Source organism: Paenibacillus brasilensis (genome assembly GCF_009363115.1).
GTDB classification, from domain to species: Bacteria; Bacillota; Bacilli; order Paenibacillales; family Paenibacillaceae; genus Paenibacillus; species Paenibacillus brasilensis.
The window spans coordinates 2,881,537-2,896,233 of the sequence record NZ_CP045298.1 but is presented as its reverse complement, the minus strand read 5'-3'; the positions used below and the strand labels follow the sequence as shown (position 1 = coordinate 2,896,233).

Annotated in this window: 12 protein-coding genes and 2 pseudogenes; 2 read left to right on the top strand and 12 right to left on the bottom strand. The window is 47.5% G+C overall.

From position 1 onward, the window contains the following. Positions 1-78 precede the first annotated feature (78 nt). The 3 genes and pseudogenes from GCU48_RS13560 to GCU48_RS13550 all read right to left on the bottom strand — a co-directional run bounded on the left by GCU48_RS13560 (position 79) and on the right by GCU48_RS13550 (position 2,227). Positions 79-960, bottom strand: coding sequence for a MetQ/NlpA family ABC transporter substrate-binding protein (locus GCU48_RS13560; RefSeq protein WP_152380352.1), 882 nt, complete (start codon positions 958-960; stop codon positions 79-81). A gap of 29 nt (positions 961-989) precedes the next feature. Continuing rightward, positions 990-1,760, bottom strand: a pseudogene (locus GCU48_RS13555) (SDR family NAD(P)-dependent oxidoreductase). A gap of 5 nt (positions 1,761-1,765) precedes the next feature. Next, positions 1,766-2,227: an S-ribosylhomocysteine lyase gene (locus GCU48_RS13550; protein ID WP_152380351.1), complete on the bottom strand. Its 462-nt coding sequence runs from the start codon at positions 2,225-2,227 to the stop codon at positions 1,766-1,768. Between the two features lie 256 nt (positions 2,228-2,483). Between GCU48_RS13550 and GCU48_RS13545 the strand changes: the two genes are divergently transcribed. After that, a complete protein-coding gene (locus GCU48_RS13545) occupies positions 2,484-3,287 on the top strand; it encodes a GTP pyrophosphokinase (RefSeq protein WP_152380350.1) in 804 nt (267 codons plus the stop codon). A gap of 98 nt (positions 3,288-3,385) precedes the next feature. Here GCU48_RS13545 and thrS read toward each other — a convergent pair whose 3' ends face one another. From thrS to GCU48_RS13530, 3 genes and pseudogenes are all read right to left on the bottom strand, one after another. Then, entirely contained in the window at positions 3,386-5,299 is a 1,914-nt protein-coding gene (gene thrS / locus GCU48_RS13540; protein WP_152380349.1) for a threonine--tRNA ligase, read from the bottom strand. 432 nt (positions 5,300-5,731) lie between these two features. Beyond that, positions 5,732-6,993: pseudogene (locus GCU48_RS13535) on the bottom strand (oligosaccharide MFS transporter). Between the two features lie 345 nt (positions 6,994-7,338). Next, positions 7,339-7,761, bottom strand: coding sequence for a MarR family winged helix-turn-helix transcriptional regulator (locus GCU48_RS13530; RefSeq protein WP_152380348.1), 423 nt, complete (start codon positions 7,759-7,761; stop codon positions 7,339-7,341). 164 nt (positions 7,762-7,925) lie between these two features. Here GCU48_RS13530 and GCU48_RS13525 point away from each other — a divergent pair, with 164 nt between their 5' ends. Continuing rightward, the gene (locus GCU48_RS13525) at positions 7,926-9,395 is read left to right on the top strand and encodes an MFS transporter (RefSeq protein WP_152380347.1); all 1,470 of its coding nucleotides are present in this window, start codon (positions 7,926-7,928) and stop codon (positions 9,393-9,395) included. A 167-nt stretch (positions 9,396-9,562) separates the two neighbouring features. Here GCU48_RS13525 and GCU48_RS13515 read toward each other — a convergent pair whose 3' ends face one another. From GCU48_RS13515 to GCU48_RS13490, 6 genes are all read right to left on the bottom strand, one after another. Further along, positions 9,563-10,639: a Gfo/Idh/MocA family protein gene (locus tag GCU48_RS13515; RefSeq protein ID WP_152380346.1), complete on the bottom strand. Its 1,077-nt coding sequence runs from the start codon at positions 10,637-10,639 to the stop codon at positions 9,563-9,565. Positions 10,640-10,840: 201 nt separating this feature from the next. Then, positions 10,841-11,254 (bottom strand): DUF350 domain-containing protein, encoded by a 414-nt coding sequence (locus tag GCU48_RS13510; RefSeq protein WP_152380345.1) that lies wholly within the window; start codon positions 11,252-11,254, stop codon positions 10,841-10,843. Positions 11,255-11,358: 104 nt separating this feature from the next. Continuing rightward, complete coding sequence (locus GCU48_RS13505) at positions 11,359-12,795, bottom strand: glutathionylspermidine synthase family protein (RefSeq protein WP_152380344.1); 1,437 nt, start codon at positions 12,793-12,795, stop codon at positions 11,359-11,361. Position 12,796: 1 nt separating this feature from the next. Continuing rightward, positions 12,797-13,135 carry a hypothetical protein gene (locus GCU48_RS13500; protein WP_152382159.1) on the bottom strand — a complete coding sequence of 113 codons (339 nt, stop codon included), beginning with the start codon at positions 13,133-13,135 and terminating at the stop codon, positions 12,797-12,799. Next, positions 13,135-13,659 (bottom strand): hypothetical protein, encoded by a 525-nt coding sequence (locus tag GCU48_RS27955; protein WP_244315633.1) that lies wholly within the window; start codon positions 13,657-13,659, stop codon positions 13,135-13,137. Before GCU48_RS27955 ends, GCU48_RS13500 begins: the two co-directional genes overlap by 1 nt. Positions 13,660-13,752: 93 nt before the next feature. Continuing rightward, positions 13,753-14,658 (bottom strand): M15 family metallopeptidase, encoded by a 906-nt coding sequence (locus GCU48_RS13490; RefSeq protein ID WP_152380343.1) that lies wholly within the window; start codon positions 14,656-14,658, stop codon positions 13,753-13,755. Between the last annotated feature and the right edge of the window lie 39 nt (positions 14,659-14,697).

Here is a 14,697-nt window from a genome sequence, read left to right as displayed (position 1 = left end):
GATTGAACACTGATGATTTTGTTTTTTAGTCTGTCTACTTGACAGGGAGCACTTCAAAAACTGGCTGACCTCTTTTGTTTATTTTGAAGATTGACCTTCCAAATAAGAGACAGGCTCTTTAACCTCTACTTTGGTACCGCCAAATTCATCTTTAATGTATTTTTGAGTATCCTCGTTATGGTAGAGAGCCGCTAATTTTTGCAGTCCTTTGTCATTTTCCTTAGCGGATGTAGTGACCAGGATGTTAATATTGTTTTTGGTCGCCTGACTGATTTCTTCGTGGAACAAGGAATCTTTCAGCACATTCAGGCCACCCTCTAAAGCAATCGTATTCCCGATCAATACCAAGCCCACATCTTGAATGACACGCGGTCCTGTTTTATCGTCGATCAATTCGAATTTCAGCTGTTTAGGATTGCTGGTAATATCATTGACTGTACCCAGAGCATCATCAAAGCCAGCTTTGAGCTTAATTAAACCAGCTGCCTCTAACAGCTTCAAACCTCTTGCTGTATTGGCCGGGTTATCCGCCAATGCCACCAATGCCCCGTCAGTCACTTCATTAATGCTTTTAAATTTTTGTGAATAAATCCCCATAGGCTCCAGATAAGTTGTGGCTATAGCCTTCAAATCCGCTTTGCTCTCTTTGTTGTAGCTCACCAGATACGCCCACGATTGGAATGCATTCACGTCCACATCGCCATCTCTGGTCGCATTGTTCGTCTCGATTCCACCGTTAATTTCCTTCACCTGAATGTCCAGCTTGGCATCCTTGGCTGCCTGAGATTGGGCAATATGCTTCCAAATCTGAGCGTCAGAGCCCATGGAGCCGATGACTACCTTTTGCGTTTCCGAGCCGGAAGCGGAGCTGGAGCCGTTACTTTCAGTGCTTTTATTACCGCATCCTGCGGCCACCAATAATAAACTAATTCCTAATAGTACAGCGAATGATTTCTTCATCTATATTTCCCCCAGATCATGCTAGTATGCTAGTGCATCGTCATTCCGCCTGTAACATTAATCGCTTGTCCTGTCATATATGCAGAGAGCGGACTTGCCAGAAACAGCACCACATTGGCGACATCCTCCACCTCAGCCGTTCTCCCCAAAGGTACCTGCGAGCAGTCTTCCTCGTATATTTCTTGAGCAGTCATTCCGCGAATGATGCCCCCTTCAATCCGTTCACGATGTTTCATTGGTGTTTCTACAATGCCGGGACATACAGCGTTGACCAAAATGTTATGGGCAGCAAGCTCAACCGCCATCACCTTGGTCAAGCCGAGAACCGCATGTTTGGAAGCACAATATCCACCCATGGCCCGATAACCATTTTTCCCGGCTTGCGAGGCAATCTGAATAATTCGCCCTGGTTTATGTGCATCCACCATTTCTTTGGCAAAACGTTTGGACGCTACATACAATCCGGTTGAATTGATTGAAAAGACTTTCTCCCAGTCGGCTAATTCGGAGTCAATGACATAATCCATCGTAGAAGTGCCTGCGCAGTTCACCAATATATCAGGAACTCCCGCTTCGCTAAACAGTACATCACACCATCTTTCGATATTATCCGGCTAGGATATGTCCAAATGAGTTTCAATCAGCTGTGAATTGACCACTCTATACGGCTCTTCATAAGAAATATCAGCAGAAATGACTTTAGCTCCACTTTGAATGAAAAGCTCGACAATCCCCTTGCCTATACCTGACTTGCCGCCTGTCACTACCGCTGTCTGATTAGATAAGTCAATCGAAATCATAGATTTTAAAATACTCTTTCAAAAGGATCGCGGCTAATGCCAGCCTCCAATACAATCTTCACATATTCCTGCGCGGAAAAAAGAGAGTGGTCCTTGTAGTTCCCGCATTCCAAAGCCGTAACCGCCGGAACCTCTGTCGTTTCCAGAATTCGTTTCAACGTTTTTTCCAGTGCAGTTGCGATTTCCTCAGGCTCATGTTCATTCCATAAAATCAGGTAAAATCCCGTTCTGCATCCCATCGGAGAAATATCAATAATGCCTTTGATTTCATCTCGCAGATACGTCGCTAACAAATGCTCCAGCGTATGTACAGCGGCTGTTGGAAGTGCATCTTCATTCGGCTGCAAAAATCTCAAATCATACTTTTGGACCGTGCTTCCTTTTTCATCATGCTCTACCCCAGCTGCTCTTACATAAGGGGCTTTTACAATTGTGTGATCTAATTGAAAACTTTCTACTTTCGCCATTATTCTCATCCTCATTTTCTGTGTGATTTATATTTAAGCATTTTGCATAATTCTAAAAAATCAGATGTCTCAAATCAGCATTTTTGTAATTATACATCGGTTTACTCGGTTTTACCACCATAATTATTATTTTTTTCACTTTGCATTCCCTGATCTCCTTTGCCTGCGGGTTTTGACATAGTGTACAATATATAAGGTAGTGCCTGTTTGCGAAATAGATCGAGGACATCGTAAGCCTTATTGAGGAGAATGCCCTGTGAATGAACCGGATTGGAAGCAATTGAATGCTGTCCCTTTGCCTCTACAGGAATTCCAGCTGCAGCTGGATCAGAACAGTGTGAACGCCAAGCAATTGGAGGAGTGGAGAAAAATCCCCGTCCTGTATCAGTTGGCTTTGGAGGAATTAAAGAACAAAATCAAGCTGATTCAAACCGAGTGGAAGCTGTTGGACGGTTTTAGCCCGATTGAGCATATTAAAACCCGCATCAAGGAGCCACGCAGCATCGTGGAAAAGGTTCGGCGCAAAGGGTATGAAGTTACCCTGGATAATATACTGCGGGAAATTCATGACATTGCAGGCATGCGAGTGGTATGCGCTTTTGTCAAAGATATTTACCGTCTGATGGATCACCTCCGTACACGAGAAGACATTCGTATTCTGGAGGTCAAGGACTATATTGCCCATCCCAAGCCCAACGGATATCAGAGCCTTCATGTCATTGTGGAAATTCCGCTCATCCTGTTTGAAGGTACGCGCTGGATCAAGGTTGAAATTCAGCTGCGCACACTGGCTATGGATTTTTGGGCCAGCATGGAGCACATTTTGTACTATAAGTTCGATAAGAAAGTGCCTGAGCATGTCATTAACGGATTATCCGAGGCTGCACGTGCAACCTATGAGCTGGATCAGAAAATGCTGAAACTGCGAAGCGAAATTTTATCACTTAGCGAGGAGCAAAATCAAGAAGAATCCTCCGAGCAGCCAACTGCTGCGGAAGCTTCTTCGAAGACACTCTCCCTCGCCACGGATCACGCCGAATCCCGGTCGCAGACCTGCTAGATATTGATGGATGCATCATATAAATAAAGAGCGCTCCAAGCCAATTTTATCGTGGTTTGAGCGCTCTTTTATTTACTCTATATTCATATATTCAGAGCTTATTGCTTCTCGCGAATCTCTGTACTGATTTTCTCAACGATATCCGCAATGCTGAGTGATCCCAGATCACCTTCGCCCCGTTTACGTACCGCTACAGTACCGGATGTTTTTTCATTTTCCCCGATAACGAACATATATGGAACCTTCTCCAATTGCGCTTCACGGATTTTATAGCCAAGCTTCTCATTGCGAGTATCCACTTCGACACGCAGACCCGCTTGCAGCAGTGCTTCCTGCACCTGATTGGCAGTCTCGATATAGTTCTCGGATACAGGCAGCAGCTTCGCATGGACAGGCGCCAGCCACAATGGGAACGCACCTGTAAAATGCTCAGTCAGGATGCCCATGAAGCGGTCGATTGATCCGTAGATGGCACGGTGAATAACAACTGGACGGTGCTTCTGATTGTCCTCGCCCACATAAGTAAGGTCGAATTTCTCAGGCATTTGGAAGTCCAATTGAATCGTTCCGCACTGCCAGCTGCGTTTGAGCGCATCGAGAATGTGGAAGTCGATTTTCGGACCGTAAAATGCTCCATCTCCCGCATTGATACGGTAGTTGATACCCAAGTGATCCAGCACGTTTTGCAGAGCTTGCTCCGCTTGATCCCACAACGCTGGCTCGCCCATAAAGTCATCCGGACGTGTGGACAGCTCCACTGTGAAGTCAAAACCAAACACACTATACATTTCGTTAATCAGCTTGATTACGTCGGTAATCTCTTGTTCGATCTGACCAGGTGTTACAAAAATATGCGCATCATCCTGACAGAATGTACGAACACGCATCATGCCGTTCAACGCACCGGACAGCTCATGGCGATGCACTTGTCCAAATTCGGATATACGAATCGGCAGATCGCGGTAAGAATGAAGCTCATTTTTAAACACAAGCATATGTCCCGGGCAGTTCATCGGTTTCAGAGCAAATGTAGTTTCATCTACTTCGGAAAAGTACATATTTTCCTTGTAATGCTCATAGTGTCCCGATTGCTCCCACAGACGATTGTTCATCATCAGCGGTGTGCGTACTTCTTCATAGCCATGCAGGCGTTGAATCTCACGGGAGTAATCCTCCAGCGCAGTCCGAACAACCATACCTTTAGGCAGGTAGAACGGCATGCCCGGTGCTTCTTCGGAGAACATGAACAGCTCCAGCTCTTTACCCAGCTTGCGGTGGTCGCGTTTTTTTGCTTCCTCCAGCAGGTGCAGATGCTCATCCAGTTGTGCTTTTTTCGGGAATGCAGTTCCGTAGATACGTTGCAGCATCTTGTTATTGGAATCGCCTCTCCAGTATGCGCCCGCTACACTCAGCAGTTTAAAGGCTTTAATGCGGCCAGTAGATGGCAAATGCGGGCCACGACACAGGTCAAAAAATTCGCCTTGATCATAGATCGTAATTTCTGCATCTTCCGGCAAATCACGGATCAGTTCAAGCTTCAACGGATCTTCCAGCTCTCCAAAAATACGAGTTGCTTCCTCACGGCTAACGACACGACGTGTAATCGGCAGATTTTCCTGTGCAACCTTGGTCATTTCCTTCTCGATCTTCGCCAGATCGTCAACGGACAGCGGGTTTTCGATATCTATGTCGTAATAGAAGCCACTGTCGATAACGGGGCCAATCCCCAGCTTTACGTTCTTCTCACCGTAAATACGTTTGAGCGCCTGTGCCAGCAAATGCGCTGTGCTGTGACGATAAATTTCCAGACCGTCTGCACTGTCCAGCGTGATAATTTCAAGGTCAACGTTTTGATCCAAAACGGTGTTCAGATCTACAGCCTTCCCGTTCACTTTACCTGCTACTGCATTCTTTTTCAGCCCGGAGCTGATCGAACCCGCCACGTCGGCGATCGTTACGCCCTGCTCGTACTCACGTACGGCTCCATCCGGCAATTTCACTTGAATACTCACGATTAAAGCCTCCATTCAAATTGTATGCTATTTATCAAAATTGAACGCAAAAAAACGCAGCTCTCCCTCAAGGGACGAGTGCGTTCAGCTCGTGGTTCCACCCTAGTTCGGCCCGCTCCTGTGCAATAATTCATATGCTCATGCACGATATGCGTAACCCTCCATTGGTATCCGTTAACGGGGATAAAGCGGTAGGCGCTTACTGATGTCACTGCCACATTGCACAGCTACACGTTCAACGTCACGGCTACAAAGGGGTAACTTCACATGCGGTTGCCGGAAAAGCTCTCAGCCTTGTCTTTTCTCTCTGAACGGCCCTTCAAGGAAATCATGTCTTTGGTCAATGCCTTGAATATTACTATATGCTACAGCATTATAGATGAAATTTGCAGCTATTTCAAGAGGGTGTTTATGTCTTTCACTTCTATTGGATTACGAATGAGCTGCGTCAGCTTTTTTAACTGCGCTTTTCAGGTCCTGCTTGCGGCGTTCCTCCAAATACCGCTCCCCATTCTTTTTGTCTGCTGTCAGCGTAAAGCAGGAAATGATGGTGAACAAACCTGAAATGGAACCCAGAATTACATAAGTAATCGGGAAATTCAGGACTTCATACATATGTCCGACAATTGGCGAGAAAACGGAAACCACCAAGGAGCCCATAAACAAATACAGCAGGTACATGGTGGAGGACAAGCGCTGATCAAAGTTAACGAGATGGCTACCAGAATAAGCGGCTTCTCCAGGGAGTGAATCATCTTCATCCCCGCCACCCATATGGAACCGAATGGCAGTGAAGAACCGATAATACGCAACGACATAATCGCCCCGGCAATAATCAATGCCCACTTGGCGGTCGTTTTGTTCACAAACCAGGGAGTAACCAACAGGAACACAAATTCCAGAAAAACCTGTACAGCGCTCAAGTCGCCTAGAAATTGATTTCCTTCCGCTTTGGAGCTGAACTGCGAAACGAAATATGTAGCAAACTGCTGGTCATATACCTCATAAATTTGGGTCACGCCAACCATGAATAGCATAAGAAACCAGAACTTTGTGGTACGTACGAGATGCAGCACATCAATTAGCTTCAACGATTCTGTTTTCTGCTGCTCCTGTCCGGAAATTTCGACTTTGGTCAGGAAGATACAGATCATGGCAACAACGGCAGATACGGAGGCAATCCAGAAGGTCAGATTTACATTGATATTGATGACCCGTCCCGCAACAAAAGTAGCCGCCGCCCACCCGAGTGAACCCCACATACGAACCCGTCCGTATTCAAAGCCGTATTTACGCGAAACTTTGTCCATATACGAATCGACGACACCGTTGCCTGCATTAAACACCAGGCCGATAAATAGCGCACCGACAATCGCACCAATGACGAACTGCGTTTGAAGCAATGGACCGTACACATAGATAAAAAAGGGTCCGACAAGCAAAAGAATCGTAAAGAGCATGTATAGCAGATGCTTTCTCAACCCCAGCTTGTCGGATAAGTAACCGAACAAGGGCTGCATGACCAAGGCAACGATTGAGTTAGCCGCGTATAGAAATCCCGTGTAGGTTTCTGAAATCCCCAGGCTTTGTCCCAGCCAAATGACAAAAAAAGACATGGCCGCAGACCATGTAAATAGATAAGCGAAGTTAAAAATACTAAGAGACCAATAGTTGCGTTTTGCCAAGCTCATCATGTTCAACTCCCTTCAAATTATAGCCGCTCAATGCGCTGCAAACGTGATTATGCATTGTCTATACTATTAATTGTAAGGATTATTCAATTGAATCCATAGGGCATTTTCCCAAGATTTCCTGTGCTTTTCGCAATCAGTTGCTGGGAATTCTATAGAAATGAAGAGCTGGTAGAATGAAATCGAGTCGATTCAGCAACATATTCACATGACTTGGACGGAATGGATTTTGATCTAAGGAGGGGAATGTCGCAGGGCATCCTCTGTGATGGCTACTTTTTCTTTGACTAATGAAAACAAAGGGAATGTTTCAGCATTTTTCATAAAAAATTCGAACTCTGTATTTTTTTATTCGTCGGGCTCTACACTAATTCTTTGCAGCAAGTCGATGAGAATATCTTCTTCCTCGTCAGATAAATTACGGACAAGGCCAGCATTGAGTTCTTCCAGAATTCCTTGCAGGACAGGAGAAAACTCTAATGCCTTGGCCGTGGGTGACAAAAGATGGGAACGCCGGTCATTCGGGTCTGTTTTCCGCTCAATGTAGCCGGATTCCTCCAATTGTCTCACCGAACGTGCTGTAGTTGCCTTGTCAAATTTAAGTTCATTCGTCAATTGTTCCTGTGTAATGCCTGGACGCTGCAAAATAAGCTTTAAAAAGCTGTGCTGGCCGCCACTGCCGATTCCGTACGGAGCCAATTTTTTAGACAATATTTTTTGATTTCGGCGCTGTAGGTGGGAAATCAACTTTCCAATCGTTTTTTTTCTCATCAAATACACCTCATTGGCTTAAAAATTTCAAATCCGCAGTTGGGACCAAAGCAAAGTTTACAACAATATTGTTGCACACGCAACTAATTTGCTGTAAACTAGAACTGTCATTTAGTTGCATGCGCAACTAAACAGTAATACCCAACGACGAAGAGGTGCTAATCATGAGTTCAACCGCTACAACCGCTGCAACATATCAGGAAAATACCGAAATCCAGAAGAAACGATGGATGATTTTGATTGTATTGAATCTGTTCACGTTTATGTCCACCCTGGATGGAAGCATCGTCAATATTGCTCTACCGGTGTTGTCCCGCACGTTACATTTACCCGTAGCCCAAATTGAATGGGTAACAACCGCCTATTTGATGGCTATATGTACAGCTATTTTATTTTTTGGCAAACTTGGAGATATAGTCGGCAAAATCAAAATATTCAAGATCGGCACGATCGTGTTCATCCTTGGCTCACTGCTGTGTGGTCTCAGCCATTCGCTGCCCATGTTGGTGATCTCCCGAATCATTCAGGCGCTCGGAGCATCCATGACCATGGCCAACAGCCAGGGAATCGTCACGGATATCTTCCCTTCCACTGAACGAGGCAAGGCGCTCGGCCTAATCGGAACCTTCGTTTCCCTCGGCAGTATCGCGGGACCCAGCTTGGGTGGAATTATCGTCTCTTCGCTAGGCTGGCAATATATTTTCTGGGTCAATGTACCGATTGGTCTGGTGGCCGTTTTTCTCGGTTGGAAGCTGCTGCCAAAGGATCTGATCAAGGTGAACGACAAGATCGACGTTCCTGGCAGCCTGGTGTTTGCTGTTTTTATCCTCACTTTGTTCGCCGGATTACTGCTGGGGCAACAGGTCGGATATGAAGACAGCCGTATCATTGCTTTGCTGGTAATTGCCGTCATTGCTTTTGCGGTATTCCTTCGGGTGGAAATTCGCCGTCCACAGCCCTTGTTGCAGCTCACCTTATTTAAGAATCCGTTGTTCTCGCTCAGTATTTTGTGCGCTTTTCTCGTATTCGCCGCTAACTTCTGCTTTAATATCATTTCGCCTTTTTATGCGCAGAATATGCTGAACTTGTCGCCTTTTTATGCCGGGTTCCTGCTCATGCTGTTTCCCATCTCCATGGTTATCGTTGCCCCTCTCAGCGGTGCGCTTTCAGATAAAATCGGGTCTGAACTGCTCACCTTTGCCGGACTGGTAGTCATGGTAGTCGCCCAGATTGGCCTGGCTCGCCTTCATGCAGGCAGTCCCGTTTCGTTCGTAGGACTGTGGATCGCAATGCTGGGCATCGGCAGCGGTTTATTCCAATCGCCTAACAATTCGCTGATTATGTCCAAGGTCCCTCGTACACAGCTCGGCTCAGCCGGAAGTGTCAACTCGCTGGTCCGTAACGTTGGTATGGTGGTAGGGATCACGCTGGCCACATCTATCCTGTTTTATATCATGAGCAAAGAGGCTGGATATCGCGTTACCGGATTAATTCCGGGTCACCCGGAAACTTTTCTGTCAGGAATGCATGTGGTTTTCATGACTTCCGCATCCATCTGTCTTGTAGGAGCCCTGCTGACTGGCTGGCGGCTGATTGGAGCCAGACGGGCAAAGGTACAGCAGGAAAAGAGATAAAGAGGCTATTTTGAAAAACAGCTTGGCTGAATCCTTCCTGCTGACCATTATTCAAAAGATTGAAGCAGGGGTCATTTGAATGGATGCAAACGAGCGGAACTGTGAACCGCAAGAGAATCACCTTTTCAAGATTCCATCTTGTGGGCCACAGTTTATATGCTTGCCCCCTACACTTCCACTAAACGTCCGTTCTCTTTCCACGATTGCAGTATTTTTTCAAGGACCCATTGGTTCTTATACCCGTCCTCGAACAATGGGGCACGAGCCACGAACTCCCCTCTTGCCAGCTTCACGAAGTCTCCATAGGCCGTATGATCATAGATAGCAGGGACAGCCCAAGTCTCGTATTCGGCATCCGGGTGCTCCGGATCCCGCAGCACAATGCGGATATTTTCCCGGTTATTGAGACTGGCGTGCAGCGTACCGAGTTCGCCGTAGATATCCACTTCGATATCGTGGCGTTTGCCTATGGCATTTTTGTGGGTGATGAATGTACCCACCGTACTATCGCCTAAAATTCCATGGAAGGAAGCGAAGTCTTCCACATCCACCTTTACAGGCAAACCTGTAACCGGATCAGGACGTTCGGGTGTAATCGTATGAAGCAGCGCTGCGACACTTTTAAATTCCCCTACCAGAAAACGAGCCAGGTCAATAATATGCGAGGCTGTATCGCCCACAACCCCGGAGCCTGCCTTGGCTAAATTATGGCGCCATGTATACGGATGTTGCCGATACGGTGAGAATGCATCCATCAGATATCGGAATTGAATGTTATAAATGCTGCCCAGCTTGTGTTCATCCAGCAATTGCTTGGCATACTGGAAGGCTCTACCGTAACGATGCTTATAATGAACCAGCAAAGGTACCGGGTTCGCTGTATATAGCTTTTTCAACTGATCCGCTTCCTGCCACGTGAGTGTTAACGGTTTTTCTGCCAGGACGGCTTTGTGTTCTTCCAGCGCAATACGGATAATGTCAAAATGCACATCGTTCGGTGTCAGCGACAGAATCGCATCTACCTCCGGGTCACGGATTAAGGCTTCATAATGGGGATACTGCTTATAAGCGGGCAGCTGCAATTGTTCTCCAATATATTGAAGGCGATTGGGGTTCACATCACTGACGGCCACAATGGAAACCCCGGAGATCGTATGCAGTGATCTAATGTGATATTCAGCGATCAGGCCAAGGCCGATGACACCCATGCGAATGAGTTTGGTTGGGGAGATGGAGATACTCATATGATCTGGATTCCTTTCTCTGCAATTTGACTTGATGCGTGCAGCAAATTCCTTTTTGCTATGCAGTATCACCCGTAGCCTTGCGGAATAGTCCCTACAGAAGCGACAGATATCCATAAAATAAAAAAAACCTGCAATTCCGCTGTGCGGTTTTTGCAGATCCTTTTACATACCTTCTTTATACCCATTCTCTATCCAGGGCTACATCAAAAATGTACCCACCACAAATGACACCCCGACAATGATCGAGCGCAGCAGTTGCGCCAGAGCCACATTGCCTTTGGCAATTTCCTCGCACACTTTGGTACGCGGAGTCAACAGATCAAAAATAACATAGACCAAACACAGCACCACTATGCCTACGGCTGACCAAATCAGCATATCGAGCCATGAATGGCTGCTGTATGACACCATGCCCACGATAATACACAAACCCAGCAGCTTTGCCCCCATATAGATGCCTGCCGCCTCATTGCCGCATGCGATTTCCTGATTATCGTTATAACGTGTCAGCAAGCTGAACACAAAATAACCTACGATTAAGATGGCAAACAGGATAAGCAGGCCGATGCCTACATTGCCCAATGCGTTCCCCATGCTGATTTGTGAGTCCAATCCTCTTCCTCCTTATAAATACTTAACCATAGTGACATTTAAGCATATGCATACTTAATACTATGAATAATTATATTTTAATACTTGTTAATCATGTAAAAAGGCTAAGAGCGCCCAGGTGACTCATGAGATACGGTCGGAACGGCGGCTGCACAATAATAGGCCATATCGCCGGTGACCTTTTCCCCGATTCGTGGCAGGATGCCCGCAAACCTCCCGCCGATAACAAACACGCCGGTCAGCACATAGCCATGATAAAGCCCTTCCTCGGTCTGCACCTCTGCGCTTTGCATAGGCCACAGCCGCTGATAAATCTTGGGTTGGCTTTCGTAATAAGCGGCAATATGTGCGGCCTCCTCCTGCTCAGGCGTTAGCGGAGCATCTGCTTCATCAGAGACGTTAGACGGGACAGCCTTCGCCCATTGTTCCGTCAGAGCTGGAACTTCCAGCTTATTTTCGGTATCGGCAGACACAATCAGATGCGTCCCTTTTCCCTCCCGGCCCCATATTCCTTTGGCCACATAAGGCTGTTCATTTTGCATAAACACCGTTGGTTCAAAATACGTAGGCAGCAGGTAGGTTCTTATCACCTCCAGCTCCTGGTCGTTAAACAAGCGAAAGCCGCAGAACTCTGGTGTCTGCTCATTGCGCTCATACAGCGACCATATGGTTGCTGTGAACCCCTTGCTTTGGGTAATAATATGCTGCGGCGGATTGATTAATCCTACCTTACCGTCCGCTACCATATCCATTAGCGCCTGCCCCACCTCTAGCCCCGTGTCCTCTTCCCGGTCATCAATCAGATATTCCAGCGGATACAGGCGGTAGAGGATGTGTATGGGCTCTCCCCGGTGATACAATCCTTCACCCGGGATAATCTCCAGCTCTTCCAAGGGCGCATAAACCACTTCAAATCCGGCTTGTTCACACAAGCGCATGATATATTTCGTGTTGGTCTGATCCTCAATATGCCAGTCATAGCAAGTAAAATACACTTTTGTGCCTAATCCCTTGCTGCTATAAAAATGAATCAAATCAATCAGTGCACGCTGAATGGCATCATCCATTCCAGCTGACGGTCCCAATAGAGCAGTATCTTCCCGTGAGCCTCCGGCCTCATTCAGTATCTCCAGCAGCTTCCCTTCGAGATAGGCTACCTCGGGAATTCCAGTCGGGGTGTCCGTATTGTTCTCAATGCACTTGATACCCGCTTCCCCCACAATCCAGTCCTGTCGGGTAATTCCATCCGGCGCAGCCTCCATGCGCGCAGCACGCAGCAGACCCGGATGGATACCCAATCGTTCCACCAGGTACTCATCTGGCATATAGCGCTGGACGAAGTGCTGAACCTTGCGATAGATGCTATGTACCGCCTCAGATGCAGCCTGAAGATCTGCCAGCTCAGTTTCCTGAAACATCGTTAACGCGGGTACACAGTAGGATTTGCCATACATGCGATGGTACGGGATCATACGGCTGATTTCGCCGCTAAAAAGCTCGTCATGATCATAGGGCAGTTGCCGAATGGTACGCATACTCATTTTAACCTCCGGAGGAAAAGCCGCTACGTGAGCCACTACTGCCAAAGCCGCTGTGTGAGCCGGAAGATGAAGATGAGCTTTTGCGGTAAGAGCTTGAAGAGGAACGACTGCTATGATAGGAGGAGCCTCCGCTATAATAAGTCGATCCGCCATAGTAATACCCGCTGCTGCCTGAATCCCGACACGCTGTTTGCTCCGATACAGGAAGCTCATCGCAGTCATAATACTCGTCGTCACCGCAGCCCGTCAGGACGGCTGGCACAGCCAGCATCAGGGCAAAGGCCGCCATCCGTGTACGAGAGCCGGGCTTGGATTTGATTTTCTCCCAAGAGTGCTCCATCACAGATCGACCTCCTTCACAAACAGATGTACCTTTTTCAGTTGTGGGTCCAGTACAGAATAAACAAATTCATACGTTGTGCCACCCAGCACCGTATAGTGATCCAATAGCCGATGGGCTAGCTCCAGCGTAAATACGGAGCCTTCCCGGTGCTCCATACTACGAAATGCAGGCTCATGCCATACCCAGTAAAGCACGCTGAACGTTGAGGCGTAGCCTTCATCACTTGCCAGTACGAGGTCCGTAATTGATGCGCCGTAAGGCTTCGCACGTTCCCCTGTAAATTCGGTCACATAGACGGAATGCTCTGTGTGATCCTCACTTTCATTGGAGATATGTGCCCATAGTTTGTCATGGAGACGCGTAGCGTCTACAAGCTTGCGCAGAAACAGCTCATCTCCCGATACGGATTCCCGTGTCAGGCTGCGCAGTTCCTTTTGTGTGTCTTCTGACCATTCCCGATACGTTAATGAATAATAAATGATGATTCCCTTCCCTTCCTGCACGCTTCTGTCGTCAATCACTATACGAGATTCTACCTTGAAAAGGTTCAATTTGGAAAGAAAAATATGTAAAAAAGCTGCAATCCCACAGGATTACAGCTTTGCTTTTGACTGCTACAGCTTGATTTTGTTTTCGCCGAAATATTCTTCAAGAGTTAATCCCTGCTTGGTTACATCCTCTGCAATATCTTCTCCCACGTAACGAATATGCCAAGGCTCGTACACATAGCCAGTCACATCTTCCTTACCCTTCATATAACGAATAATAAATCCGTATTCCGGCGCATGCTTTGCCAGCCATTCGCCTTCTTTGGAAGCGCCAAAGGCTTGCTCCAGCGCATTGCCCACACTTGGGCTGGATACGTCGATCGCCAATCCTGTCTGATGCTCGCTCGTCCCCGGTACGGCGCTGACTTGAGTGGCATATGCCTGCCCCTTTGTCTTTACATTGTTGTTGAAAATGGAAACCTGTCGCTTATAGGAACGATATCCCGATACTGCCCGCAGTTCTATACCATCCTTCTGGGCACCTGCGAACAGCTTCTCCAGCGCATCTGCCGCTTCCTTGCGCATTTGCCGCTTCTCATGCGGCCCCTCAAAGGAAAACGGCACCTTCGGCTCGACCAGATCGCCCGGAACATAGCCTATAGGCAAGCTGCGCTTTTTGTTAACAACGACCGTGTCAGCCTCCGCATTCGTTACAACCGCGGTTCCATCCTCTTCCTTAGCCGTCGCCTGCAGCGCATTTTGGCTTCGAATGGCCATCATGGCATCAGCTTGTCCGCTTTCTGCGCCCGTGGAGGCTTGTCCCGTGCCAGAGCTGCTGCCAGCCGTCCCCGGCTGGGTAGAAGACGGTGCATTTTCCTGTACCGTCGTAGATGACTTCAACGGCTCGCTTTCCTGTCCACCTGAGCCTCCCTGCTGACAAGCCGCCAGCAGGAGCCCCGGCAGGATCAGCCCTGGAATGAGCGCCCTGGTCCAGCGCTGTGGGGGGCGCGTCTGTTGCATATGTCGTTTCATGCTGGTATCTCCTCCAATATCGCAATTAATGCATGACTT

What these genes read in the sequence shown, in the direction of transcription:
- GCU48_RS13550 (WP_152380351.1), bottom strand. Translation starts at nt 2,227, where the DNA reads ATGGCGAAAGTAGAAAGTTTTCAATTAGATCACACAATTGTAAAAGCC.
- GCU48_RS13515 (WP_152380346.1), bottom strand. Translation starts at nt 10,639, where the DNA reads ATGAGTATCTCCATCTCCCCAACCAAACTCATTCGCATGGGTGTCATC.
- GCU48_RS13490 (WP_152380343.1), bottom strand. Translation starts at nt 14,658, where the DNA reads ATGAAACGACATATGCAACAGACGCGCCCCCCACAGCGCTGGACCAGG.
- GCU48_RS13505 (WP_152380344.1), bottom strand. Translation starts at nt 12,795, where the DNA reads ATGAGTATGCGTACCATTCGGCAACTGCCCTATGATCATGACGAGCTT.
- GCU48_RS13560 (WP_152380352.1), bottom strand. Translation starts at nt 960, where the DNA reads ATGAAGAAATCATTCGCTGTACTATTAGGAATTAGTTTATTATTGGTG.
- GCU48_RS13525 (WP_152380347.1), top strand. Translation starts at nt 7,926, where the DNA reads ATGAGTTCAACCGCTACAACCGCTGCAACATATCAGGAAAATACCGAA.
- GCU48_RS13500 (WP_152382159.1), bottom strand. Translation starts at nt 13,135, where the DNA reads ATGGAGCACTCTTGGGAGAAAATCAAATCCAAGCCCGGCTCTCGTACA.
- GCU48_RS13530 (WP_152380348.1), bottom strand. Translation starts at nt 7,761, where the DNA reads ATGAGAAAAAAAACGATTGGAAAGTTGATTTCCCACCTACAGCGCCGA.